At 68.5% G+C, this 24,341-nt stretch carries 20 protein-coding genes; 8 read left to right on the top strand and 12 right to left on the bottom strand.

All coding sequences use genetic code 11. The annotated features are described in order from the left end of the window. Positions 1-134: 134 nt before the first annotated feature. Entirely contained in the window at positions 135-1,187 is a 1,053-nt protein-coding gene (gene hrcA, locus I8J32_RS12320; RefSeq protein ID WP_200612586.1) for a heat-inducible transcriptional repressor HrcA, read from the bottom strand. A gap of 933 nt (positions 1,188-2,120) precedes the next feature. Between hrcA and recN the strand changes: the two genes are divergently transcribed. Next, on the top strand, positions 2,121-3,788 hold the full coding sequence (gene recN / locus I8J32_RS12315; protein WP_200612584.1) for a DNA repair protein RecN: 1,668 nt from the start codon (positions 2,121-2,123) through the stop codon (positions 3,786-3,788). A gap of 148 nt (positions 3,789-3,936) precedes the next feature. Here the strand turns inward: recN and fur are convergent, their stop codons facing one another. Continuing rightward, positions 3,937-4,338 (bottom strand): ferric iron uptake transcriptional regulator, encoded by a 402-nt coding sequence (fur, locus tag I8J32_RS12310; protein WP_200612582.1) that lies wholly within the window; start codon positions 4,336-4,338, stop codon positions 3,937-3,939. A 186-nt stretch (positions 4,339-4,524) separates the two neighbouring features. On the opposite strand from fur, the gene I8J32_RS12305 reads away from it, so the two are divergent. Further along, positions 4,525-4,920: an outer membrane protein assembly factor BamE gene (locus I8J32_RS12305; protein WP_207526593.1), complete on the top strand. Its 396-nt coding sequence runs from the start codon at positions 4,525-4,527 to the stop codon at positions 4,918-4,920. A gap of 115 nt (positions 4,921-5,035) precedes the next feature. Here I8J32_RS12305 and I8J32_RS12300 read toward each other — a convergent pair whose 3' ends face one another. Further along, the gene (locus I8J32_RS12300) at positions 5,036-5,311 is read right to left on the bottom strand and encodes an RnfH family protein (protein ID WP_207526592.1); all 276 of its coding nucleotides are present in this window, start codon (positions 5,309-5,311) and stop codon (positions 5,036-5,038) included. Continuing rightward, positions 5,308-5,748 (bottom strand): type II toxin-antitoxin system RatA family toxin, encoded by a 441-nt coding sequence (locus I8J32_RS12295; protein WP_200612575.1) that lies wholly within the window; start codon positions 5,746-5,748, stop codon positions 5,308-5,310. Before I8J32_RS12295 ends, I8J32_RS12300 begins: the two co-directional genes overlap by 4 nt. Positions 5,749-5,796: 48 nt before the next feature. Between I8J32_RS12295 and smpB the strand changes: the two genes are divergently transcribed. After that, positions 5,797-6,306 (top strand): SsrA-binding protein SmpB, encoded by a 510-nt coding sequence (smpB, locus tag I8J32_RS12290; RefSeq protein WP_207526591.1) that lies wholly within the window; start codon positions 5,797-5,799, stop codon positions 6,304-6,306. A 36-nt stretch (positions 6,307-6,342) separates the two neighbouring features. Here the strand turns inward: smpB and I8J32_RS12285 are convergent, their stop codons facing one another. After that, on the bottom strand, positions 6,343-8,469 hold the full coding sequence (locus I8J32_RS12285; protein ID WP_200612572.1) for a CHASE domain-containing protein: 2,127 nt from the start codon (positions 8,467-8,469) through the stop codon (positions 6,343-6,345). Between the two features lie 542 nt (positions 8,470-9,011). Between I8J32_RS12285 and I8J32_RS12280 the strand changes: the two genes are divergently transcribed. From I8J32_RS12280 to I8J32_RS12260, 5 genes are all read left to right on the top strand, one after another. Continuing rightward, entirely contained in the window at positions 9,012-10,886 is a 1,875-nt protein-coding gene (locus I8J32_RS12280) for a DUF1302 domain-containing protein (protein WP_200612570.1), read from the top strand. A gap of 27 nt (positions 10,887-10,913) precedes the next feature. Beyond that, complete coding sequence (locus I8J32_RS12275; RefSeq protein WP_200612568.1) at positions 10,914-12,272, top strand: DUF1329 domain-containing protein; 1,359 nt, start codon at positions 10,914-10,916, stop codon at positions 12,270-12,272. 84 nt (positions 12,273-12,356) lie between these two features. Then, positions 12,357-13,460, top strand: a complete 1,104-nt coding sequence (locus I8J32_RS12270) for a WD40/YVTN/BNR-like repeat-containing protein (RefSeq protein WP_207526588.1) — start codon at positions 12,357-12,359, stop codon at positions 13,458-13,460. Positions 13,461-13,555: 95 nt separating this feature from the next. Then, positions 13,556-15,964 (top strand): efflux RND transporter permease subunit, encoded by a 2,409-nt coding sequence (locus tag I8J32_RS12265; protein ID WP_200612564.1) that lies wholly within the window; start codon positions 13,556-13,558, stop codon positions 15,962-15,964. A gap of 1 nt (position 15,965) precedes the next feature. After that, positions 15,966-17,606: a 3-(methylthio)propionyl-CoA ligase gene (locus tag I8J32_RS12260; RefSeq protein ID WP_200612562.1), complete on the top strand. Its 1,641-nt coding sequence runs from the start codon at positions 15,966-15,968 to the stop codon at positions 17,604-17,606. Between the two features lie 126 nt (positions 17,607-17,732). Here the strand turns inward: I8J32_RS12260 and I8J32_RS12255 are convergent, their stop codons facing one another. The 7 genes from I8J32_RS12255 to I8J32_RS12225 are packed head-to-tail and all read right to left on the bottom strand — an operon-like array spanning position 17,733 to position 24,293. Continuing rightward, the gene (locus I8J32_RS12255; protein ID WP_200612560.1) at positions 17,733-18,296 is read right to left on the bottom strand and encodes an RBBP9/YdeN family alpha/beta hydrolase; all 564 of its coding nucleotides are present in this window, start codon (positions 18,294-18,296) and stop codon (positions 17,733-17,735) included. Positions 18,297-18,319: 23 nt separating this feature from the next. Then, positions 18,320-19,318: a YeiH family protein gene (locus I8J32_RS12250; protein ID WP_200612558.1), complete on the bottom strand. Its 999-nt coding sequence runs from the start codon at positions 19,316-19,318 to the stop codon at positions 18,320-18,322. Next, positions 19,315-19,971: a DsbA family oxidoreductase gene (locus I8J32_RS12245; protein ID WP_200612557.1), complete on the bottom strand. Its 657-nt coding sequence runs from the start codon at positions 19,969-19,971 to the stop codon at positions 19,315-19,317. Before I8J32_RS12245 ends, I8J32_RS12250 begins: the two co-directional genes overlap by 4 nt. Further along, a complete protein-coding gene (locus tag I8J32_RS12240) occupies positions 19,968-21,314 on the bottom strand; it encodes an MFS transporter (RefSeq protein ID WP_200612556.1) in 1,347 nt (448 codons plus the stop codon). Before I8J32_RS12240 ends, I8J32_RS12245 begins: the two co-directional genes overlap by 4 nt. A 29-nt stretch (positions 21,315-21,343) precedes the next feature. After that, complete coding sequence (locus I8J32_RS12235) at positions 21,344-22,399, bottom strand: BKACE family enzyme (RefSeq protein WP_200612555.1); 1,056 nt, start codon at positions 22,397-22,399, stop codon at positions 21,344-21,346. A 53-nt stretch (positions 22,400-22,452) separates the two neighbouring features. Continuing rightward, the gene (locus I8J32_RS12230; RefSeq protein ID WP_200612553.1) at positions 22,453-23,301 is read right to left on the bottom strand and encodes a TauD/TfdA dioxygenase family protein; all 849 of its coding nucleotides are present in this window, start codon (positions 23,299-23,301) and stop codon (positions 22,453-22,455) included. Between the two features lie 11 nt (positions 23,302-23,312). Beyond that, on the bottom strand, positions 23,313-24,293 hold the full coding sequence (locus I8J32_RS12225) for a quinone oxidoreductase family protein (RefSeq protein ID WP_200612551.1): 981 nt from the start codon (positions 24,291-24,293) through the stop codon (positions 23,313-23,315). Positions 24,294-24,341: the final 48 nt, after the last annotated feature.

Raw genomic sequence — 24,341 nt, 5'->3', positions numbered from 1 at the left:
GCCGGCGGCATGCCGGGCCCGATCGTGCAGGGCCGGATCGTGCCGACAGGATCGTGCCGGGTCGTGCCGGGTCATGCCGGCGGTGCCGAGAGGATCTCGCCCGGCGAATGCTGCCGTACCGGATCGTGCCCGGCTCAGGTCGGGTCCGGCTGGATCGCCGCACCCAGCGCCTGGGCCGCGGCCTGCACCACCGGGATCACCCGCTCGTAGGCCATGCGCGAGGGGCCGATGACGCCCAGCACGCCCAGCACCTGTCCGCCGGCGGTATAGGGCGCGCTGACCAGCGACATGCCTTCCAGCGGGGCGAGCCCGGTTTCCTCTCCGATGAAGATGCGCACGCCCGGGGCGCGCACCGTCCGCTCGAGCAGCTGGAGGATCTCGCGCTTGCGGGCGAAGGCCTCGAACAGCTCGCGCAGCCGGTCCACGTCGGCCAGGTCCTGCACGCCCATCAGGCGGGTCTGGCCGGCCAGCACCATGTCGTCGTGCGTGGGCGCGAGCACCTGCTCGGCCAGCTCCATCGACTGGGACAGCAGCACGTCCATCTCGTCGCGGGCGTTGCGCAGTTCGCGCACCAGGTGGGCCCGGATGTCGGCCACGGTGCGGCCGGCGAAATGGGTGTTGAGGTAGTTGCCCACCCGTTCGAGCTCGCCCGCATCGAAGGGGCGCCGCGTCTGGATGATGCGGTTCTGCACTTCGTTGTCGGCGAACACCAGGATGGCCAGCACGCGCAGCCCGTCGATCGGCACGAACTCGATCCGGCGGAACGCGAACTGCTCGCGGCGCGGCACGCTCACCACGCCGACGAAATGGGTCATCGCCGACAACAGTTCGGAGGCATTGCCCAGCAGGGACTGGATGCCCGACCCGGCCGGCAGTTCGTTGCGCAGCCGGGTCATCTCGCCCTCCGGCAGCGGCCGGACCTGCAGCAGGGAATCGACGAACAGCCGGTAGCCCTGGGCGGTGGGGATGCGCCCGGCTGAGGCGTGCGGGGCGCTGAGCAGCCCGATCTCCTCCAGGTCCGACAGGATGTTGCGGATGGTCGCGGGGCTGACATCCAGGCCGGCATGGCGGGCCAGCGTCTGCGACCCGACCGGTTCACCACTCTGGATGTAGCGGCCGATGAGCGTCCGCAGCAGGTGGCGGGCCCGCGGGTCGAGGTTGGCGATGTCGGCGGGATGGCGGGCCATGCGGTGGATATACGGGCCGGGACAGCCGGGTGCAAGGACGGCGCGGCCGCCGGGACGGACCGGAATGGCTGCTTCAGCCTTCCAGGGGCGTTCGCCTGAACGCCGCGCACGGGCGCGCCAGGACACCGCAGCTTCGGGAGCCCGGCGATCTGCCGAACCCCGCCCGCCGCGCAGGCGGGCCGCGCCCAGGGCATATCGGTACGGCCTTCCGGAATGCTCCACGGCCTTCCGGAATCCTCCACGGCCTTCCGGAATGCTCCACGGCCTTCCGGAATGCTCCACAGCCTTCCGGAATCCTCCGCAGCCTTCCGGAGTCCTCCACAGCCTTCCGGAGTCCTCCACAGCCTTCCGGAGTCCTCCACAGCCTTCCGGAAGCCGGAATTCGTCTTCGCGAAGGCAAAAACGGTCTTCGGGAATACCGATTCGGCCTTCGGGAATCCGCCACAGCCTTCCGGAAGCCGGAATTGGTATTCGCGAAGGCAAAAACGGTCTTCGGGAATACCGTTTCGGCCTTCCGGAATCCGCCACAGCCTTCCGGAAGCCGGAATTCGTATTCGCGAAGGCAAAAACGGTCTTCGGGAATACCGTTTCGGCCTTCCGGAATCCGCCACGGCCTTCCGGAAGCCGGAATCGTCTCCGCGAAGGCGAAAGCACCTTGGGGGAATACGGATTGCCTTCCGGAAACTGCGGGAGGGCTAGCGGCTGACTCTGAAGCGAGGTCCCTGGATGACAGGTGCGCCCCCGGAAGCGCTCCGGAACCTTCGGGGGAGAGCGAGGATCTGTCGTCGTCTGCCAGCCTGCGGCGCGAAGCCATGCGGCGGGCCGCCGTATCGCCCCGTGAGACGGCCCCACGCGAGGCTGCGCGCCATCGCGCCCCACCGGCAAACTCTCCCGGCTACTCCGGCCGCACCGGCCAAGGCACAATCCGCCCCTATGCTCGCCCACCTCGCCATCAAGGATTTCGCCGTCGTCAGCAGCGCAGAGCTGGACTTCGGCCCCGGACTGACCGTCATTTCCGGCGAGACCGGCGCGGGCAAGTCGCTGCTGGTCGACGCCCTCGGGCTGCTGTCCGGGCTGCGCGCGGACAGCGGCGCGGTGCGGCATGGCGCCCAGCGGGCGGAGCTCACCGCGCAGTTCGTGCTGGACGATGCATCGCCGGCGCGCGCATGGCTGCGCGAGAACGAACTGGACGAAGACAACGACTGCCAGGTCCGGCGCGTGGTGCGCGCCGACGGCGGTTCGCGGGCGTGGATCAACGGTCGCCCCGTCACGGTGGCCCAGCTGACCGACCTGGCCGGCCTGCTGGTGGAAATCCACGGGCAGCACGAGCACCAGGCGCTGCTGACCCGCGCCAGCCAGCTCAGCCTGCTGGACGCCTACGCCCGTTGCGAACCGCAGCGCGCCGCGGTGGAACAGGCGGCCCACCAGTGGGCGTCCCTGCTGCGCGAACGCGAAGCCCTGCTCGCCAAGGGCGACGTCACCGATCGGATGGGCTGGCTGCAGCACCAGTTCGACGAACTGGACCGCGAAACGCTGGAACCCGAATCGCTGGGCAAGTTGAACGCCGACCACCGCCGGCACGCGCACGCCGCGGCGCTGATCGCCGCCTGCGAGGGCGCTTTCACCCGCCTGGGCGGGGACGAGGGCCCTTCGCTGTCCAGCGCGCTCAACCAGGTCCGCAGCGAGCTGCAGCACGTGGCCGAACACGAGCCCCGCCTGGGCGAAGTCGACGGCATGCTCGACAACGCCGCCATCCAGATCGACGAGGCGTTGTCGCTGCTCGATCGCGTGCGCAGCGACCTGGAAGTCGACCCGGACGCGTTCGCCGTCCTCGAGCGCCGCCTGGGCCGCATCCACGAACTCTCGCGCAAGCACCGCGTCCCGCCCGAGCAGCTGGCCGAACAACGCGACACGATCGCCACCGAACTGGACACGCTGCGGGGCGCCGATGCACGCCTGGCCGGCCTGGACGGCGAGATCGCCCAGGCGCGCGGCCGCTGGCGCACGGCAGCCGATGCCCTGGGCGCGGTCCGGCGCAGCGCGGGCGCCTCGCTTTCGGACGCCACCAGCGCCCTCATCGGCGAACTGGGCATGGGCGGGGGACGCTTCGAGGTGGCTTTCGAACCCATCGAAACCGAGCGGCCGGACCCGCAGGGCGGCGAGCGCGTCGAATTCCTGGTGGCCGCCAATCCCGGCCAACCCGCGCGGCCCCTGCGCAAGGTCGCATCCGGCGGCGAGCTGTCGCGCATTTCGCTGGCGATAGAAGTGGCCGCGCTGGGCCTGGACGCCGTGCCGACGATGGTCTTCGACGAGGTCGATTCGGGCATCGGCGGCGGCGTGGCCGAGATCGTGGGGCAGAAACTGCGGGCGCTGGGCGCTTCGCGCCAGGTGCTGTGCGTCACCCACCTGCCGCAGGTCGCGGCGCAGGGCCACGCGCATTACCGGGTGAGCAAGGCCGCCAGCCAGGGCGTGACCCAGAGCGCCGTCACGCGGCTGGATGCGAAGCAGCGTGAGGAAGAACTGGCGCGGATGCTCGGCGGCGTGGAGATGACGCGCGAGGCGCGTGCGGCTGCAAAGCGCCTGCTGGCGGACGTGGAGTAACGACCCGAGCGCGGGGAGCGCCGGCATCGGGACAGGGACCGGACGATCCAGGGCAGTGCATGAGGCGACACTGTCCGGGCAGGCAGGAGCATCAGTGACTGCAACGCGCTGGCGGGCGCGCTCCGTTATCGGCGCGCCCCGGCTGCTGCTACTTCTTCTTCCTCACGTACAGCACGAGCGAGTGCTCCTCGATGTCGTACCCGTGGGCCGCGGCGATCTTGCGCTGCAGTTCCTCGATCTCGGGGCTCTCGAACTCGGTGATCCTGCCGCTGTCGATGTCGACCATGTGGTCGTGGTGGTGTCCGCGGTCCAGTTCGTACACCGACTGGCCGGCCTCGAAGTTGTGCTTGAGCACCAGGCCCGCCGCCTCGAACTGGGTCAGGACGCGATAGACCGTGGCCAGGCCGATGTCTTCGCCGTGCTCGAGCAGGTGTCGGTAGATGTCCTCGGCCGTCATGTGCCGGGGCTTGGCCTGTTCGAGCAGTTCCAGGATCCGCAGGCGCGGATGGGTGACTTTCAGACCAGCGTTGCGGAGGTCTTGCGATTCCATTGAAGCTCCCATGACGCGGGCGTCGAACCGGCCGCGGCCGTCGTTCCGCCAACTGCGGCACGGCCTGGCGCGCAGTCCGGGGCGCCCGCAATGGTGAATGAACGCGGGCGCGGCCAAGCCGCGCTGCAATGGGTTCAGTGTATCATCGGCGACTGATCCGGCCGTCCCGCCAGTCGCGAAAACCCCATGCGAAAGCTTCTGCTCATCTCCTGCCTTGCCCTGCTCACCGCCGGTTGCGGCATCCTCTACAAGCAGCCCATCTACGAGGGCAACCTACTTGAGAAGTCGAACGTCGACCAGCTCCAGGCGGGCATGAGCCGGCAGCAGGTGATGCTGCTGCTGGGCACGCCGTCGATCTCCGATCCGTTCCACCACGATCGCTGGGACTACACCGCCACCCAGCGCACCGGACGCACCGGCCATACCGAGATCAAGAACCTCACGGTGTACTTCGAGGGCGAAGGCCTGGCCCGCTGGGAAGGCGACTACTTCCCCGAGCAGGACGAGGCGCTGGCCAAGTCCGCGCCGCGGCAGTTCGGGCGCAACCTGGCCAAGGACAAGGACAAGAAGCGCGGCCGCTGATCCGGCCCGCGCTGCAGGAAAAAACGGAGCCCTCGGGCTCCGTTTTTGTTTGTGCGGCCGCCGCGCGATCCCTGCCCGATCCTGCCCGCTTTCGCCGCCCGCTTTCGCCGGTCTGCTATCGCCTGCCCTGCGTGCGCCGCGCTTCCTCGACGCGCTCGCGGCGGGCCTGCTTGGGATCGGCCTGCAGCGGCCGCAGCAGTTCCAGCCGGTCGCCCTCGTGCAGCACGCTGGCCCGGTCCACGCGCTGGCCGAAGACCGCATGGCCGACCACTTCCGGGTCGTCACTCCAGCCGGCCGCCACCAGGGCATCGGCGACGCGGGCGCCTTGGGGCAGGTCCAGCCACACTTCGTCGAAGCGTCGCGGCGAGGCGCGCAGCAGCTGGACCTTCATGGCGTGGTTTCCTCGGGGGAATCGGCCACCTTCACGAAATCGTCGACCATCCGGTCGGCCAGGCTCTGGAAACCCAGCGCGAACGCCGGCCCCAGCAGCTTCATCGACGGCTCGAACTCCAGGGTGAGGGTCACCTTGCACGCCGACTCGTCCAGGGCGTGGAACTCCCAGCGCCCCGACAGCCGGCGGAATGGCCCATCGACCAGCTTCAGGTCGATGTGGTGCGGCGGGCTCAGCGCGTTGTGCGTGGTGAACCAGGTCCGCAGCGCGCCCAGGCCCAGGTCGAGCCGGGCCACCATGTGGGTGTCGTCAGCCTCCAGCACCTGCGCCTGCTCGCACCAGTCGAACCGCCGCGGGTAGGCGGCCACGTCGTTGACCAGCGCGAACATGCGCGCGGCGGAGTGTTCGACCAGGGCGGAGCGGCGGATCGTGGGCATGGGCGGGACCGGTTCGCACGCAGCCGTGGCATCGGCGACAATGACGCGATGGCAAAGAATTCAAGCAGCAAGACAGGCAAGGATAAAGGAAAGGGCGCCGGCGGGACGATTGCCCTGAACAAGCGCTCACGCCACGAATACCACCTGGAGGACCGCTTCGAGGCGGGCCTGTCGCTGGAAGGCTGGGAACTCAAGGCCATCCGCGCCGGGCGGGCCAACATCACCGAGGCCTACGCGGTGGTGCTCAAGGGCGAGATGTTCCTGGTGGGTGCGCAGATCACCCCGCTGATCTCCGCCTCGACCCATGTGGTGACCAACGACCGCCGCAGCCGCAAGCTGCTGTTGCACCGGCGCGAAATCGACACCCTGATCGGCCGCGTGCAGCGCGACAGCTACACCGTGGTGCCCACGGCGCTGTACTGGAAAGGCAACAAGGTCAAGGCCGAAGTCGCCCTGGCCAAGGGCAAGCAGTCGCACGACAAGCGCGAGGCGAGCAAGGAACGCGACTGGGACCGCGAGAAGCAACGCGTGATGCGTCGCCACAACAAGGACGCGTGAACCCGGTACACGGGCACGGGCCACGCCCGTGCGTGCCTAGGGCAGCGTGAAGTAGAACACCGCGCCCTCCCCTTCGCGGCCCTCGGCGCGGATCGACCCGCCGTGCCGCTCGATGATGCGCTTCACCGACGCCAGCCCGATGCCATGGCCGGCGAAATCGCTGGGCGAATGCAGGCGCTGGAACGGCCGGAACAGTTTGTCGGAGTACGCCTGGGCGAATCCGGCCCCGTTGTCGCGCACGTAATACTCGCGCTCTCCCGTCGGGTGGGAGACCGACGCGAATTCGATGACCGCGTGCTCGCGGTCGCGGGTGAACTTCCACGCGTTGCCCAGCAGGTTGCCCAGCAGGTTGCGCAGCAGCGTCGCGTCGCCATTGGCCTCCAGCCCGGGCGCGATGCGCACCTCGACCACGCGATCACGGTCGCCCATGCGCAGCTCGTCCAGCACCTCCACGGCGATCCTGCTCAGGTCCACCGGCTCGTGCCGGATCTCCGCCCGGCCGAGGCGCGATATGACCAGGATCGCGTCGATCAGCTCGCCCATCCGCCCCGCCGCCTTGCGCACGCGCCCGAGGTAATCGTGGCCGGCCTCGTCCAGGCGGTCGGAGTAGCGCTCCTGCAGCACCCGGCTGAAGCCTTCGATCGCGCGCAGCGGCGCACGCAGGTCGTGCGAGACGCTGTAGGCGAAGGACTCCAGTTCCTGGTTGGCCTGGCTCAGCTCGCGCGTGCGCAGCTCCACGCGCGCCTCCAGCGTCCGGTTGAGCGCCTGCACCCGCGCCTGGGCGCGCACGCGGTCGGTCACGTCCTCGACCTGCACCAGCCCCGCCAGGTCCTGCCCCACGTTGCCCGGCACGGGTGCGAAGGTCAGCTGCGCCTGGCGTGGCAGGTCGCCCTCCCGGTGCAGGTGACGGGTCATGCGGCGCACGCCCGGGCCGTCGGTGGATGACACCTCCTCGTCGTCGGGCGCCAGCGGCCGGTCGAAGTCCTCGAACAGCGCCTGCAATGGCTGCCCTATCAGGGAATGCGCCGGGCGACCCACGATGCGTCCGAGCGCGGCGTTCGCCTCGACGATGCGGCCGTCGTTGTCCAGCAGGGCGGTGCCGATCGCCGAATACTGCATGGAGCTGCGGAAGCGCTGCTCGCTGCGGCGGTAATCCTCCGTCAGCCGCTGTGCGATCACCTGCGCGCGCCCTTCGGTCCGCGCCAGCGCCAGCACCATCCCGTACAGCAGCAGGCTGGCCACCAGGCCCAGCGCGAGCATGTTCTCCAGCGCGCGCACGCGCGGCGCGGCCAGGGCCAGCGGTGCGGAGTCGAATTCAAGACGCCACTGGCGTCCATACACGTCCATGGTGCGGCGATGCCGGAACGCCGGCACGACGCTCGGGGCCGCATGCGTGAACAGATCGATCTCGCCGCCACCGGTGGCATCCACGAGCCGGAAGGACAGGTCCGAATACTGGCCGGCCAGCGAGGTCTGCACGAACCGCTGCACGTCGAACGGGAGGTAGATCCAGCCGCGCATGGACGCCACCCTTGCCGCGCGCTGGTCGGGGCGTCGGCCCGGCTCGTACACCGGCACGAACAGCACCAATGCCGAAGGCCCGCCCACCGCCGCGCGCAGCGGGGCGGTCAGTCGCGCTTCGCCCGAATCGCGCGCGGCCAGCATCGGCTGCTGCAGGCTGGGCTGGGTCAGCATGTCGCCGCCGATCGCCGCCATGTTGTCCGCGGTGCGCGGTTCGAGGAACAGCGTGGGGCCGTAGAGGTCGCGCATCCCACGTGGATGGATCTGCAGCTGGCCGTAGCCCAGGCTCCGCCATTCGATCTGCAGCTCGTCCAGCCGGTTGTTGGTCACCAGTCCGGCATAGCCCAGGCCGGTGAGCGAGGGAAAGCGCGTCCCCAGGTCCAGGCTCTCGACGTAATCGGCCCACTGCCGCGGTGTGGGGCGCGCGACCGAAGCGAACAGCGCCGTGCCCCCGCGGGCGACCAGTTCGTAATTCACGATGCGGCTGCGCATGCGGTCGACGACTTCGGCCGTGCGGCTCACGAAGACCTCTTCCGCCGCGCGCAGCTCGCGTTCCCGGGCGATCCGCCAGGCCGACAGCACCAGTACCAGCGCCCCGATCAGGACCAGCAGCGCGAGCACATACCCGTGCCTGGGTGCCACCAGGCCGGTGCGGTCCGCGGATGCTGCATCCCCACGCCCAATTGGCTCCATGGGGCAAGGATACAAGCCAGTGGCGCTGGCTCGGCGGTGGGAGCGCACAAATGGGAGCGCACTGACGGGGGCGCACTCCTGAAACCGGTCACCTGCGCGAGCCGTTTCCGACGATGCGGCTGCCATGGAAGGGGTTCGAAAGCAGCTTCACCCGTTCAGGCCGTGCGGGTCTTCCGGCGACGCGAACTACGCGGCAGCCGGGACGCATGGCGCCCCCCGGTATCCGGTAAGCCGCTACCGGGCAGCAGCCAATTGCGACCCGTTCGCAGGCAATCCGGATGAATCCGGCATTTCGACCAAGCCGTTCGCCGGGCCTCGGAAACTGTCATGAAATGGCAAGTTGATGTCGCCATTTGGCAAGAACCGCGCTCCAGCCGTCCCTATAGTCCAAGACGTTCGCCCCCTCCGCGGGGGCTCCCACCCGGGCTTGCGCCGCGACCAGACGGCCGGTCCGGACGGGTCTGGATCTCAACAGGGGGAGAGGGGTTTACGTGAAGTCATTCAATGCAGGAAGGGCGGTACCCAAGGTGTCCAGGCGTGTGCTGAGCGCCATGATCCTGGCGTCGCTGGGCGCCACGGGAAGCGCGTGGTCGGCCGAAATCAGGACGGGCAATCCGGACGTCGTCGTGCGCTGGGACAACACCGTCCGCGTCAACCTGGCCAATCGCATCGAGGACCAGGATCCATCGATCCTGGCCAGCCCGAACTTCGACGACGGCGACCGCAATTTCGACCCCGGCATGGTGGGCGCGCGCCTGGACCTGCTGAGCGAATTCGACTTCATCTACAAGGAACGCTTCGGTTTCCGCGTCAGCGGCGCGGGCTGGTACGACGTCGCCGCCGAGAACCTGGACAACCACAGCCTGCGCTCGTCCAACCACATGGAAGACGGCCAGGCCGCGCTCGGCCTGAGCGATGAGACCGACAAGTACTTCCGCGGTCCGTCGGGCGAGATCCTCGACGCGTTCGTGTTCGGCAAGTTCGACGTGGGCCAGGTGCCCGTCAACCTCAAGCTGGGCCGCCACACCGTGTTCTGGGGCGAGGCCATGCTCAATCCGGTGCACAGCCTGAGCTACGGCCAGTCTGCGCTCGACCTGGGCAAGCTGTTCGCGGTCCCGGGCACGGAAGCCAAGGAACTGTTCCTGCCGCGCGAAGCGATCTCGATGCAGGTCCAGGCGACGCCGGAGCTGTCCTTCGCCGCCCAGTACTTCTTCGACTGGGAGCAGGCCCGCATCCCCGAGTCCGGCTCGTTCCTGGGCTTCAACGACCACCTGCTGCGCGGCGGCGAGTCCTTCATCTTCAGCGCCGCGCCGGCCACGCCGCTCAACCCGCTGGGCGTCAACCGCCTGGTCCGGGGACGCGACAGCGGCCCGGACAAGACCGGCGACTGGGGCATTTCATCGCGCTGGAGCCCGTCGTGGCTCGACGGCACGCTCGGTGCGTACTACCGCGTGACTGCCGACGTGCTGCCGCAGGGCAACGCAACGCCGGCGGTCCGTCCGGGCACGCCCGCGGCGCTGTGCAGCGCGCTCGGTCTGATTCCGTTGAATCCGACCACCTGCTACATCAATCCGTCGGCCGCGACGGTGCCGGAGATCCTGCGCGGCACCATCGGCCGCTACGGCGCGGCGTATGCCGACGACATCAAGATCTACGGCCTGAGCCTGTCGAAGAACGTCGCCGGCGTCAGCATCGGCGCCGACCTGAACTACCGCGAGGACATGCCGCTGCTCAGCGACACGGTCACCGTCCTGCCGGCCTCGCTGGCGCCGCTGGCGGCCGTGCTTCCGGCCGGCAGCCTGTTCGCCCCGCCCACCGAAGGTGAAACCGGCGGCGCACGCGGTTCGACCTGGCACGGCGTGCTCAACGGCTTCGCCACCTTTGGCGACACGCCCGTCTGGGATGCGGCCAACCTGATCGTCGAGCTGACCTGGAACCGCTGGAACAGCGTCAGCGAAGGCGCCGCCGTGTTCAAGGGCCGCGACAGCTACACGGTCATGGGCCCCGCCGGCACGCCGGTGACGCCGGAAGACAAGGTGACCCGGAACTACTACGGCCTGGCGGTCAACTTCACCCCGACCAAGTACCAGATCTTCCCGGGCGCCGACCTGTCCGTGCCGATCAGCTGGTCGCAGGGTCTCAGCGGCAATTCCGCGGTGCTGCTGGGCGGCAACGAAGGCGCCGGCAGCTACTCCGTCGGCGTGGCCATCGATCTGCAGTCGCGCTACCGCTTCGACCTGAAGTACGTGGATTTCCTCGGTGGCACCACCACCAACGCCGCCAACATGATCACCTCCAGCGGCGGCGCGAACTCGCTGCTCACGGACCGCGGGTTCGTGGTCTTCACCTTCAAGACCACCCTGTGACCGTCTTTTTCGACAAGGCCTGACACCATGAACATCACCCAGACACTGCTGGCCGGCGCCCTGCTGGCCGCCCTTGGCACCGCCCATGCCGGCGTCGGCGCCGACGAGGCGAAGAAACTCGGCACCAACCTGACCCGCATCGGCGCGGAAAAGTCCGCCAACGCCGACGGCACCATCCCGGCCTACACCGGCGGACTGACCACGCCGCCGGCCGCCTTCAAGGCCGGCAGTTCGGTGCGCCCCGATCCTTTCGCCAGCGAGAAGCCGCGCGCGGTGATCACCGCGGCCAACATGGCCAAGTACGAAGGCCAGTTGACCGCGGGCGCCAAAGCCCTGCTGAAGAAGTACCCGAAGTACCGCATCGACGTGTACCCGACCCACCGCACCGTGGCGCTGCCCGAGCGCGTGCTCGACAACACCGTCGCCAACGCGACGCGCGCGAGCACCAAGGATGGCGGCCTGGGCATCACCGGCGCGATCGGCGGCTATCCGTTCCCGATCCCGAAGACCGGCTTCGAGGCGATGTGGAACCACCTGCTGCGCTATGTCGGCGTGGCCAGCAACTTCAAGTACGACAACTGGAACGTGGACGCGTCCGGCAAGCCGGCGCTGGCCACCAGCGGCAAGCTCTTCGTCGAGTACCCCTATTACGACCCGGCCAACACCAAGCCGGCCGAAGAGACCGACGTCTACTTCCGCACCAAGATCTTCTACAACGCCCCGGCACGCCGCGCCGGCGAAGCGCTGATGGCGGTGGACGTGGTCAATCCGCTCAAGCGGCCGCGCCGCGCGTGGCTGTACCTGCCGGGCCAGCGCCGGGTGAAGCTCGCCCCCGACATTTCCTATGACACGCCCAATCCAGGCACCGCGGGCTCGGCGACCTACGATGACTCGTGGATCTTCAACGGCGCCATGGACCGCTACGACTTCAAGCTGGTGGGCAAGAAGGAGATGCTGGTCCCGTACAACACCTACAAGCTGACCACGCACAAGAAGGCGGCCGAAGTCACCACGCCGAACTTCATCAACCCCGACCTGGTGCGCTGGGAACTGCACCGCGTGTGGGTGGTGGAAGCGGCGTTGAAGCCGGGCAAGCGCCACATCTACGCCAAGCGCACCTTCTACCTCGACGAGGACAGCTGGACCGCGCTGGCCGCCGACCAGTACGACGCCAAGGGTCGGCTGTATCGCGCGTCCTTCGCCCACATGTCGCCCAGCTACGACGCCAGGACGCCCAATGCCGAGACCCAGGCCTTCTATGACCTGACCTCGGGCGTCTACAACGTCAGCTTCCTGATGGGCCCGCATGGCGGCGTCACCTACACCAATCCCCTCCCGGCCAACCAGTGGTCGCCCGACGCGCTTGCCGGCGCCGGCATCCGCTGAGGCCTGACGGTCCAGGCTCCGGCGGCGCGTGTGCGCCGCCGGAGATCCGTCTTTCCAGCGCGTCGCGCTGTTGAACGAATCCATATGACGCACCCAGTCCGAAGGCTCGCAGCCGCGCTCGGTTTTGCCACGCTGCTCGTTACATCCGTTGCATCGACGGCGCCCGGCCGCAGTTTTGTCGACGTCCTCGATCAACCCGCTTCCACCAGTCCGCTCGCCGCGCAACGGCTGATGCAGGCAAGCGCCGTCGCCGGCGCGCGCCTGCTGGCCGCCGGTGCGCGCGGCCACATCGTGTACTCCGATGACCAGGGTGCGACCTGGCAGCAGGCCAGGGTGCCGGTCAGCGCCGACCTGACCGCGTTGCATTTCGCCAACGCGAAGCTGGGCTGGGCCGTCGGCCACGAGGGGGTGGTGCTGAACACGCGCGACGGCGGCGCCACCTGGCAACTGCAGCTGGATGGCCGACGCGCGAACGCGCTGGTGCTCGAACACGTGCGCAGGCTGGCCGCCGGCACTGACCCGGCCCTGCGCGAATCGCTGCTCACCGAGGCCGAACGCGCGGTGGCCGAAGGCCCCAGCCGGCCCTTCCTCGATGTCTGGTTCGGCAACGAGCGCGAAGGTTTCGTCGTGGGCGCGTACAACATGATCTTCCACACCCGCGATGGCGGCCTGACCTGGGAACCCTGGGTGGAGCGCACGCCGAACGATCACTTCTACCACCTGTACGGCGTCCGCGGCGGCCACCTCGCCGGCAACGAGGACGGCAACGACAGCGTGTACGTCGTCGGGGAACTGGGGCTGGCGCTGCGCCTGGATCCGGCGTCCGGCCGCTTCATCGCGATGCAGACCCCATACGAAGGCAGCTTCTTCGGCCTGCTGACCAAGCCCGGACTCGTGCTGGCCTACGGCATGCGCGGCACCGCCTGGCGCTCGCGCGACGGCGGCCAGACCTGGGAGCCCGGGGAGACCGGCGTCACCGCGTCGATCACGGCCGGCCAGGTGCTGCGCGATGGACGACTGCTGCTGTCGTCGCAGGCCGGCGACGTGCTGCTGAGCGACGACGATGGAGCCCATTTCCGCCGTGTCGCGCTGAAGGCCCCGATGTCCTACACCGGGCTGGCTGCTGCCGGCGACGCACTGGTCCTCAGCGGGCTGCGCGGCGTGCGCGTCGAGCATCCGCAACTGTAGGCGTCCGGCCCGATCGATTCGTCTGTTTTTCCGCCCGCTGCCCCTAGGCGTGGCTGCCGGACCCGTTCGCGGGTCCGTCTTTTGAGGATTCCTGCTTGAACACCACACCTTCCCCGCTCGACCAGATGCCGGTCGTCCGCTCGATCGAGGACTTCGACCACCGTTCGGGCCATGTCTTCGAACGCGCCATCTTCAACAACCGGTTGTGGATCGTCCTGGCCTGCGCGCTGCTGACGCTGCTGCTCGGCTTCCAGGCCACGAAACTGGCGATCAACGCCGGCTTCGAGAAGATGATCCCGCACAACCACGCCTACGTCCGCAACTACCTGGAGAGCCGCGGCAGCCTGCGAGGGCTGGGCAATTCGGTGCGCGTGGTGGTCGAGAACACCGACGGCGATATCTTCGACCCCGAGTACCTGGAAGTGCTCAAGCAGGTCAACGACGAACTGTTCCTGATGGAGGATGTCGACCGCGCCTGGATGAAGTCGATCTGGACGCCGGCGGTGCGCTGGAGCGAGGTCAACGAGGAAGGATTCGTCGGTGGACCGGTGATGCCGGACAACTACGACGGCTCGGCCGAATCCGTCGACGCGCTCAAGCTCAACATCCGCCGCGCCAACATCGTCGGCAACCTGGTGGCCAACGACTTCCGTTCGAGCATGGTGTTCGTGCCCCTGCTCGAGCGCAACGCGGCCACCGGACAACGGCTGGACTACCACGCCTTCTCGCAGGAGCTCGAGCAGCGCGTCCGCACGAAATACGAAAAGGCCGGCAAGGGCAGGATCCGCATCCACGTGATCGGCTTTGCCAAGCTGGCCGGCGACCTCATCGCCGGCCTGGTCAAGGTCGCCAGCTTCTTCCTGATCGCCGCTGTGATCGCCGCGCTGATCATCCTCGCCTACACCCGCTGCCTGCGCAGCACGGTGCTGGTGGTCGCCTGTTCGGTGGTCGCGGTGGTCTGGCAGCTGGGCCTGGTGCGTCTGCTCGGCTTCGAACTGGACCCGTTCTCCGTGCTCGTGCCTTTCCTGATCTTCGCCATCGGCGTCAGCCACGGCGCGCAGAAGATGAACGGCATCATGCAGGACGTGGGGCGCGGCACCCATCGCCTGGTCGCTGCGCGCTACACCTTCCGGCGCCTGTTCCTGGCCGGCCTGACCGCGCTGCTGGCCGACGTGGTCGGCTTCGCGGTGCTCATGACGATCGACATTCCGGTGATCAAGGAACTGGCCCTGACCGCCAGCATCGGCGTGGGCGTGCTGGTGTTCACCAACCTCATCCTGCTCCCGGTGCTGCTGTCCTACGTGGGCGTCAGCCCGGCCGCCGCCCGCCGCAGCCTGCGCCAGGAGGCCGAAGAAGCGCGGGGGCGCGGATTCGATGCCTTGTGGAAGTTCCTCGACCGCTTCACGCAGCGACGTTGGGCCGTGGGCGCGATCGCCTGCGCCGCAGTGCTGGCGGCGGGCGGCCTGTGGATGAGCCGCGGGCTGCAGATCGGCGACCTCGACCCCGGCGCGCCCGAACTGCGCCGGGAGTCGCGCTACAACCAGGACAACGCCTACATCACCGGCAACTACGCGCTGTCCAGCGACCTGTTCGCGGTGATCGTCAAGACGGCGGACGACGCCTGCCTCAACTACAAGACCCTGGTGCAGGCCGATCGCCTGGGCTGGGCGTTGCAGCAGGATCCCGCGGTGCAGACCACGGTGTCGCTGGCCGACGCGGTGCGCAACATCACCGCCGGTTCGTTCGAGGGCAACCCGAAGTGGCTGACCCTCAGCCGCAACCAGGACGTGATCAACTACTCCGGCCAGCAGGCCACGGTGCTCAATCCGGACCTGTTCAATACCGAGTGCTCGGTGCTGCCGGTGATCGCCTTCCTCGCCGACCACAAGGCCGACTCGCTCAAGCGCGTGGCCGGCATCGCCGAGGACTTCGCGGCGCGCAACAACGACCAGGACGTGACCTTCAAGCTGGCCGCCGGTTCGGCCGGCATCGAAGCGGCCACCAACGAAGTGGTCAGCCGGGCCAGCCGTTCGATGCTGCTGTACGTCTACGGCGCGGTCGCGCTGCTGTGCTTCGTCGCCTTCCGCAGCTGGCGCGCGGTGGTGGTCGCGGTACTGCCATTGATCCTCACCTCGATCCTTTGCGAGGCGCTGATGGTGCAGCTGGGGATCGGCGTCAAGGTTGCGACGCTGCCGGTCATCGCGCTGGGCGCGGGCATCGGCGTGGACTACGCGCTGTACCTGCTGAGCGTGCAGCTGGCCCAGCAGCGCGCCGGCGTGCCGCTGGCGGCCGCATACCGGCATGCGGTGATGTTCACCGGCAAGGTCGTCGCCCTGGTGGGCATCACGCTGGCGGCGGGCGTCATCACCTGGGCGTTCTCGCCCATCAAGTTCCAGGCCGACATGGGCATCCTGCTCACCTTCATGTTCGTGTGGAACATGATCGGTGCGCTCGTGCTGATTCCGGCGCTCTCTCATTTCCTGCTGCGCAAGGTGGAGGCCTGACATGCTCGGACTGATGCAGGACCACAAGCTGCTGGTCTCGTCCCTGATCGAACACGCGGCGGCCGCCCATCCCGACGCCGGGATCGTCTCGCGCACGGTCGAAGGCCCGATCCATCGCTGCACGTACGGCGACATCCAGCGGCGCGCGAAGCAGGCGGCCAACGCTCTGGCGGCGCTCGGCGTACAGCGCGGCGACCGCGTCGCCACCCTGGCCTGGAACGGCTATCGGCACATGGAGCTCTATTTCGGTGTTTCGGGCATGGGGGCCGTGCTGCACACGGTCAATCCGCGCCTGTTTCCCGAGCAGCTCGAGTACATCATCAACCACGCGCAGGACGCGGTGCTGTGCTTCGACCTGAGCTTCGTGGCGCTGGTGGAGAAGCTGGCGCCGCAGCTGGCGCACGTGCGCGCCTTCGTCCTGATGACGGACCGCGGCCACATGCCCGCCTCCACGATCCCCGGTCTGCTGTGTTACGAGGACCTGCTCGCGGCGCAGGCCGACGACTACACCTGGCCCGACCTGGACGAGGGCGCGGCCGCTTCGCTCTGCTACACCTCCGGCACCACCGGGATGCCAAAGGGCGTGCTGTATTCGCACAGGTCCACGGTGCTGCATGCCTTCGGCGCATGCACGGTGGACAGCCTGGCCGTGTCGAGGAACGAGACCGCCCTGCTGGTGGTACCGATGTTCCACGTCAACGCCTGGAGCATGCCCTACGCCGGTGCGATGAGCGGGGCCCGGCTGGTCCTGCCCGGCCCGGCCCTGGACGGCGCGAGCATCTACCAGTTGCTGCGCGACGAGCAGGTCACGCTTGCGCTCGGCGTGCCCACGGTCTGGATGATGCTGTTGCAGCACGTCGCCGCGGCTGGCCTGAAGCCGATCGACGAGCTGGCGCTTCGCCGCGTGGTGATCGGTGGCGCCGCTGCGCCGCGGACGATGGCCGAGGCGTTCGAACGCGACTTCGGCGCCTTCGTGGTCCACGCCTGGGGCATGACCGAACTGTCACCTGTCGGCACGGTGTGCAACCTGATGCCCAGCCACCGCGCGTTGCCACTGGCCCGGCGCCTGGATGTGCAGGCCAAGCAGGGCCGCGCCGTGTTCGGCGTCAGCCTCAAGCTCACCGACGACGCCGGCCAGCGGCTGCCGCATGACGGCCAGGCGGCGGGCCACCTGAAGGTCCGCGGACCCTGGGTCGCCCGCGCCTACTACCGCGACGAGGACGGTCCGATCCTGGATGACGAGGGCTACTTCGATACCGGGGACGTGGCGACGATCGATGCCGACGGTTACATGCAGATCACCGATCGGGCCAAGGACGTGATCAAGTCGGGCGGCGAATGGATCTCGTCCATCGCCCTGGAGAACGCGGCCATGGGCCACCTGCTCATCGCCGAGGCCGCGGTCATCGGGATCGCACACCCGAAGTGGCAGGAACGACCGCTGATGCTGGTCGTGGTCAAGCCGGGCCAGACACTGGAGCGCGAAGCGGTGCTGCACTACCTGGAGGGTCGCGTCGCCCGATGGTGGCTGCCCGACGACGTCGTGTTCGTCCGCGAACTGCCCCACACGGCGACCGGCAAGCTGCACAAGGCGGTACTGCGCGAGAGGTTCCGCGACTACCGCTTTCCGGTCGAGGCGTAAGGCCGGGGCGTCGTGAGGCGCCCTGCCCCGTCCACGCCCCGACGACACGCTGAAGGCCAGCGGCGACTGGCGGGGGATTGGCCTACCAAAGGCTGGGTCCCCGCGATCGCGGGGTTGCCCATCAGCTCATCGATCCAGCCGGCGGATCAGTTCCAGCGACAGCGGCCACTCGCCGTAACCCCACGCCGGATTGAGATGGCCGACCTCGCCCAGGTCCTCCAGCTCGCTGCCCCAGTCCTGCGCCAGCGCCTGCGCGCGCTCGAACGCGCACAGCGGGTCGTTGCGACTGGCCGCGAGCAGGCTCGGGAACGGCAACGGACGGCGCGGTATCGGCAGCCAGCCGTGCTCGCGCAACGTGTCGGTCGCCGGATAGCCGGCGGGGAACGGGTTCTCCACGTCCGCGGGCGTGGCCAGCAGCGCGCCCTTGATCGGACAACGCGCCTGGAACATCAGCGCCCACTGCACCACCATCATCACCCCTGCGCTGTGCGCGACCAGGATGACCGGGCCGTCGATGCCGCGCAGCGCCCGGTCCAGCGCCTCCACGCGCGAGGCGCAGCAGAGCTTGTCGTGCTCCAGCGGCGCGACGGTGCGCACCTTGCCGAGCCCGGCCGCGAGCAGGGTCTGCCAATGTTCCGGCACATGCTCGCGCAGGCCCGGGACGATGAGGACGGTTGAACGGATGGTCATTGGAATCTCTTCGGGGAAATGGTTCATCGGGCGCCCAGCCACAACAGGCCCAGCACCCAGGCGGCGAGGAATGCGGTCTGCCCGAACATCAGCAGCACGGGCCTGATGCCTACGGTGGCAAGTTCGCGGAGCTGGATCTTCATGCCGAGCGCGGCGATGGCGGTGACCAGGCACCACGTCGACAGACCGCTGCCGAACTGCCGCAGCGTGGGCGTGACAACACCCAGGCTGGTCAGTACGGCGAAGACAAGGAAGGCCACTGCGAACCACGGCAGCAAGGGCGGGCGCTGCCCGCTTTCGTGCCCGCCGCGGGCGCGGGTGATCATGGTCGCGGCGAGGATGACCGGCAGCAGCATCGCTACGCGGATCAGCTTCACCACGGTGGCGGTGTCGCCGGTTTCGTTCGACAGGCTGTAGCCCGCACCGACGACTTGGGCGACGTCATGGATCGTGCCGCCCAGGAAAACGCCCGCCTGGACGGGGTCCAGACCGGCAGCGCGCACGATCATCGGGTAGATGATCATCGCCGCGGTCGACAGTGCCGACACACCGATGACGGTGAACAGCGTCGCGCGCTCCTTGCCCGGGTGCGCCGGCAGCGCGGCGGCGAGGGCCAGTGCCGCGGACGCGCCGCAGATAGCGGTCGCTCCGCCCGAAAGCAGGCCGAACAGCACGTTGAAACCCATCGCCCGCGCGACCAGCATCGACAACACGATCGTGACGATGACCGACACGACCACCAGCTGCACCGGCTCCCAGCCCAGCGCGGCAATCTGCTCGAGGGTGATGCGCGTGCCGAGCAGGGCCACGCCCAGGCGCAGGACGCCGCGCGCGGCCAGGTCGATGCCGGGCTTGCACGGACCGTCCGCCGACAGGAAGTTCATCGCCATGCCCAGCAGCAGCGCGAACAGCATCACCGGCGCCTGGTACTGGCTGGCCAGCGACTGCGCTGCAACGGCCACGACGACGCTGGCCAGCAGGCCGGGCATGTAGCGCCCGGCGAGCATCCGGAACCGGTTCATGCCCGTTCGGCCGGGGCCGTCCCCTGCGCTGCCTTCCGCATGGCCAGCAGCAGCAGGCTTGCATCCTGCGCGCCGGCCAGGGACAGCCGATCGTTGAACACGAAGTGCGGCACCCCCGGAACGGTCGAACCGTGCAGGGGACCTGCCTCATCGCCCGGCGCGGCGCCGGGCCGATCCATGGGAACGCCGACCTCCATCGCCAGCGCCTGCAGCGTCCGGGCATCGCCGATGTCCTGGCCCTGCTGGAAATAGGCGACAAACAGTCGCTCGAGCACGTCTTCGTACAGCGGCTTGTCATGGGCCGCAACGCGACGCAGCAACTGGTGGGCGCGCGAGGTGTTGGGCAGCCGCCCGATCGCGGCCAGCTCCAGGGGCAGGTCCACGGCCCGCGCGGCCTGCATGATCTGTCGCCGACGTTGCGCCACCGCTTCGGGTGATCCCAGGCGTCGCTCGTAGAACTCGGCGAACGGCAAGCCCTGCTCCGGCACGCCGGGCAGCAGCTGCACCGGGTGCCACGTCGTTTCCAGCGTGACCTCCGGGTACTTCTGCCCGAACCGTTCGCGCGCGAGCTCGAGTTGGCGCTTGCCGATGAAGCACCAGGGGCAGATCAGGTCGAAGTGGACGGCTACGGTGAGCCCGTTGGCGCCGCTCACGCCGCTGCCTGCGCGCCGATGTCCCGGATGTAGGGGCGGCTCGCAACCTGCTGGATGTCGGCCAGGTAATGCCGTTTGGCGAAAAAGAACACCGCGGCGGCGGCCACGCTGATCAATGGCACCAGCTGGAACGCCGTCGCCAGGCCCAGCGCATCGGCCAGCACGCCGGTGACCAGCGGCCCGGCGGCCAGGCCCAGCAGATTGTTCACCAGCGTCAGCATCGCGAACGCGGTGCCATGGATCGGCAGCGGCGTGAGATTGGCGACCATGGCGCCGGCCGGGCCACTGGTGCCCGCCGCCAGGAACATCCCCAACCCGATCACGGCCAATTGCGCCGCGCCGTGCGGCATCGCGAACGCCAGCGAGAGCAGCAGGCAACTGCCCAGGCTGTAGGCGATCGCCAGGCTGAATTTGCGCTCCGGCGCGCCCCGGCACAGGCGGTCGCTGAGCATGCCGCAGCCGATCATGCCCAGGCCGCTGACCAGCACGATCATGGCTGCCACGCCGCCGGCGGCGTCGGTCGCCATCGCGTAGTAGCGGTTGAGATAGCTTGGGAGCCACACGATGACCGTGCCGCCGACGAACAACTGCAGGCCGCTCCCGACGTAGGCGCCGAGCACGGAACGCGTGTTGACCAGGCTGCGCAATGGAACGCGCACGGGCGGCGTAGCCGTGGCCGTGGCCGTAGCCGTAGCCGTAGAAGATGCATTGCCCGGCGACGGCGGTGCGATGCGCTTCTCGCGGACGATGATCGGGTACACGACCGCCAGCAGCAGCCCGAACAGGGCCATCACCGCGAACGCCCAGCGCCAGCCCAGGTGGGCCGCCACCGTGCCGCCCAGGGCCATGCCCAGCACCGAGCCGAACATGCCTCCGGCCATGAACGCACCGGTGAGCGTCGCCCGCATGTGTTTGGGAAACACCGACAGCACGACGGCGATCCCGACGCTGCCGTACGCGGCTTCACCGACACCCACCAGGAATCGCGCGGCCAGCATCTGCGGATAATCCTGCGCCAGGCCGCAGCCCAGCGTCGCCAGGCTCCAGACTGCGGCCATGATGGCGAGGCTCTTCACGCGACCGAACCGGTCGGCGAGCAGCGACAGTGGGAAGGTCAGCAAGCCCACCATCAGCGCCACGACGCCGCTCAGCAGGCCGAGCCGCGCATCGGACAGCGCCCACTCGTGCTTGAGCAGCGGGAAGACCGCGTTGAGCACCTGCCGGGACATGTAATCCGACAGCAGCAGGCCGAAACTCAGCGCGAACACGACCCAGGCATAGCGGCGCGGGATGCGCGCGCCGGGATCGTCGTTACCGGTTTGGGAGTGGGAGTAGTACGCCATGATGCACCCGGTGTTTCAGCAGGACAGGGTCAGGCCGGAATCGGCACGCCTTTCCAGAACGGCCTGCGGTTCGGCGCGAAGCCATTGGCCGCCAGCGTCTCGTCGGCATCCTTGTAGAACGTGCCGATCCTGTAGATCTCGCGCGCCTGGGCGGCCGAGGCGATGTCGCGGCCGAACTCGCGCGACAGGCGCACCAGTTGCTCGATCTGCTCGACGCTGCCCATCTTGCGGTCGCGGCGCTGGGTCCAGATGTTGTCCTCGTTGCCGCAGCGCACGTGCAGCCCCATCGCGATCGCCATCATGTTCAGCGGCAATACGTTGAGCATGGATGACTCAAGCGTCAGCACGGAGCCGTCCGGGCAGGCACGCACGAAATTGGCCAGGTTGTAGATGTTGGGTGCATCGAAGCCGCCGCCGATGGCGACCCAGGTCAGGATCAGCGGCACGTTGCAGGTGCCCTTGCGCATCATCCGCTCCACCGTCTCGATCTGGGTGATGTTGGCGAGCTGGAAATGCGTCTGGATGCCCTTGGCCGACAGCCGGCGGATGTGTTCTTCAACCCATTCCGGGCCGGCCGGGATCGTCATCTCGCGATACGCGCGGTAGCCCTCCGGCGTGCCCAGGCTGGTACCGGCCAGGTCGGCCTCGCACATCTGCTCGACCACGTTCATCTGGTTGGTGTTGATGGCGATGGTCACCTGGTCCGGCGCCGGCTGCAGCTCGGCCAGCATGTGCCGGGTGTCGTCGGACAGCCACTTGGCCACGTTGCCCTCGCCTTCCGGCGCGAAGGAGATCGAACCGCCGACCTGCAGGATCATTTCGGGCACGCGGGCGCGGATGCCGGCCAGCAGCTCGTTGAACATCGACAGGCGCTTGGAGCCCTTGCCGTCGAGCTCGCGCACGTGCAGGTGCAGCACCGTGGCACCCGCGTTGTAGCAATCGACCGCCTTCTGGATGTGTTCCTCCATCGTCACCGGGATGTCTTCCGGGAAATCCGACGGCAGCCATTCCGGGCCATATGGCGCGGCGGTGATCACGAGCTTCGGCTGGTTCTCGGGGAACAGCGAGCCATCGAGGAAATTCATGCGTGGGTTCCTGTTGCGTAAAGCGGTCGGATGTCTGGGAAATGGGCCGCGGATCAGTACGGCACGCTGCCGATGATTCCGGCCCGCTCCATCTTTCGATGGCAGGGCGGGTAATCCATCACGGCGTAGTGCTGGGTCGAACGGTTGTCCCAGATCGCCACGCTGTTGGGCCGCCAGCGCCAACGCACCTGGTATTCCGGGACGTAGGCCTGGCTGATCAGGTAGCGCAGCAGGTCACCCGCGCCGGGATTGGCGTCCTGGCCGTAGCGCACGTTGGCCGACGTGTGGAAGTCGGTGAGGTGAGTAGTGAACGCGTTGACGAACAGGATCTTCTCGCCGGTTTCCGGATGGGTCCGCACCACCGGGTGCTCCGCGTCCGGGAACTGCGCCTTGAGCGCGTGGCGCTTCTCGATCGGCATCGCGGCGCCAAAACTGGCTTCGATGCTGTGGCGTGCATGCAGGCCGGCGATGCGCGCCTTGACCTCGTCGGGCAGGCGCTCGTACGCCAGCGCCATGTTGGCCCACATCGTGTCGCCACCCACCGGCGGGCATTCGATGCAGCGCAACACGCAGCCCAGCGGCGGCGCCACGCGCCAGGTGGCGTCGGTGTGCCAGGCGTTCTCGTAGCGGTCGTTGGGCGCGTCCGGCGACTTGCTGATCTGCACCAGGCCCGGATGATCGGGATGGCTGCCGGCGACGGGATGGTCCTCCAGTTCCCCGAAACGACGCGCGAACGCGACGTGCTCGGCCCGGCTGAATGCCTGGTCGCGCAGGAAAAGCACGCGGTGCCGCAGCAGCGCCGCGCGGATCTCTCCGAACAGATCGTCGTTGTCGATCGCATCGGCCAGGTCGACGCCGGACAGTTCGGCTCCGATGGCGCAGGTCAGTTGTTCGACGCGCATGCCGTTCTACCTCAGATGACGAAGATCGAAGACCCGGTGGTCCGGCGGGCCTCCAGGTCTCGATGGGCCCGTGCGGCGTCCTGCAGGGCGTAACGCTGGTTGATCTCGATGCGGATGCGCCCCGCCCCGACGTGGTCGAACAGTTCGGCCGCCAGTTCCGCCTTCTCGGCCGGATCGGCGATGTAGTCGGCCAGCGCCGGGCGGGTAAGGTAGAGCGAGCCTTTCATTGCAAGGATCTGCGGATTGAACGGCGGGACCGGCCCCGAGGCGGTGCCGACGCAGACCATCGTCCCGCGCCGTTTCAGCGAGTCGAGCGAGCCCTCGAACGTGGTCTTGCCGACGCTGTCGAACACCACCGATACGCCTTCGCCATCGGTCAGTTCGCGCACGCGCGCTGCGACGTCTTCGTGGCTGTAGTCGATGACGTGGTCGCAGCCGTGCTCGCGGGCGAGCTCGGCCTTGGCCTGCGTCGAGACGGTGCCGATCACGGTCAGACCCAGCAGCTTGGCCCACTGCGAGACGATCAGGCCGACGCCGCCGGCGGCGGCGTGCAGCAGGATCGAGTCTCCGGCCCGGAACGGATGGATGCGGCGCAGCAGGTAGGCCGCGGTCAGGCCGCGCATGGTCATGGCGGCGGCGGTCTCGTAACCGATGGTCTCGGGCAACTTGATCAAGGGCGCGGCCGGCACCAGGCGTTCGGTGCTGTAGGCGCCCAGGGTGTTGATGAACCCGGTGTAGGTCACGCGGTCGCCGACCGCGACCTGGTCGACATCGGGGCCCACGGCCTGCACCACCCCCGCGCCCTCGACGCCGATGCCGGCCGGCAGCGGGATCGGATAGGTTCCGTTGCGGAAGTAGGTGTCGGCGTAGTTCAGGCCCACCGCGACATGACGCAGCCGCACTTGGCCCGGACCCGGCTCGCCGACTTCGACGGATTCGTAGCGCAGAACCTCCGGGCCACCGCCCTCATAGAATCGAACCGCATGGGCCATGAGCTGTCTGGAACCTCGCATCGGGGAGTCGGGCGCCCCTCGGGGGGG

The sequence above is a fragment of the Lysobacter solisilvae genome (genome assembly GCF_016613535.2).
GTDB classification, from domain to species: Bacteria; Pseudomonadota; Gammaproteobacteria; order Xanthomonadales; family Xanthomonadaceae; genus Agrilutibacter; species Agrilutibacter solisilvae.
This window is presented reverse-complemented; position numbering and strand designations above follow the sequence as displayed.

Bases quoted from the DNA above. Each gene is read 5' to 3' on its own strand.
- I8J32_RS12260 (WP_200612562.1), top strand. From the start codon at position 15,966: ATGCTCGGACTGATGCAGGACCACAAGCTGCTGGTCTCGTCCCTGATC.
- I8J32_RS12230 (WP_200612553.1), bottom strand. From the start codon at position 23,301: ATGCGCGTCGAACAACTGACCTGCGCCATCGGAGCCGAACTGTCCGGC.
- I8J32_RS12305 (WP_207526593.1), top strand. From the start codon at position 4,525: ATGCGAAAGCTTCTGCTCATCTCCTGCCTTGCCCTGCTCACCGCCGGT.
- I8J32_RS12250 (WP_200612558.1), bottom strand. From the start codon at position 19,318: ATGAACCGGTTCCGGATGCTCGCCGGGCGCTACATGCCCGGCCTGCTG.
- recN (WP_200612584.1), top strand. From the start codon at position 2,121: ATGCTCGCCCACCTCGCCATCAAGGATTTCGCCGTCGTCAGCAGCGCA.
- I8J32_RS12255 (WP_200612560.1), bottom strand. From the start codon at position 18,296: ATGACCATCCGTTCAACCGTCCTCATCGTCCCGGGCCTGCGCGAGCAT.
- fur (WP_200612582.1), bottom strand. From the start codon at position 4,338: ATGGAATCGCAAGACCTCCGCAACGCTGGTCTGAAAGTCACCCATCCG.
- I8J32_RS12275 (WP_200612568.1), top strand. From the start codon at position 10,914: ATGAACATCACCCAGACACTGCTGGCCGGCGCCCTGCTGGCCGCCCTT.
- I8J32_RS12295 (WP_200612575.1), bottom strand. From the start codon at position 5,748: ATGCCCACGATCCGCCGCTCCGCCCTGGTCGAACACTCCGCCGCGCGC.
- I8J32_RS12225 (WP_200612551.1), bottom strand. From the start codon at position 24,293: ATGGCCCATGCGGTTCGATTCTATGAGGGCGGTGGCCCGGAGGTTCTG.
- I8J32_RS12235 (WP_200612555.1), bottom strand. From the start codon at position 22,399: ATGAATTTCCTCGATGGCTCGCTGTTCCCCGAGAACCAGCCGAAGCTC.
- I8J32_RS12270 (WP_207526588.1), top strand. From the start codon at position 12,357: ATGACGCACCCAGTCCGAAGGCTCGCAGCCGCGCTCGGTTTTGCCACG.
- smpB (WP_207526591.1), top strand. From the start codon at position 5,797: ATGGCAAAGAATTCAAGCAGCAAGACAGGCAAGGATAAAGGAAAGGGC.
- I8J32_RS12240 (WP_200612556.1), bottom strand. From the start codon at position 21,314: ATGGCGTACTACTCCCACTCCCAAACCGGTAACGACGATCCCGGCGCG.
- I8J32_RS12300 (WP_207526592.1), bottom strand. From the start codon at position 5,311: ATGAAGGTCCAGCTGCTGCGCGCCTCGCCGCGACGCTTCGACGAAGTG.
- hrcA (WP_200612586.1), bottom strand. From the start codon at position 1,187: ATGGCCCGCCATCCCGCCGACATCGCCAACCTCGACCCGCGGGCCCGC.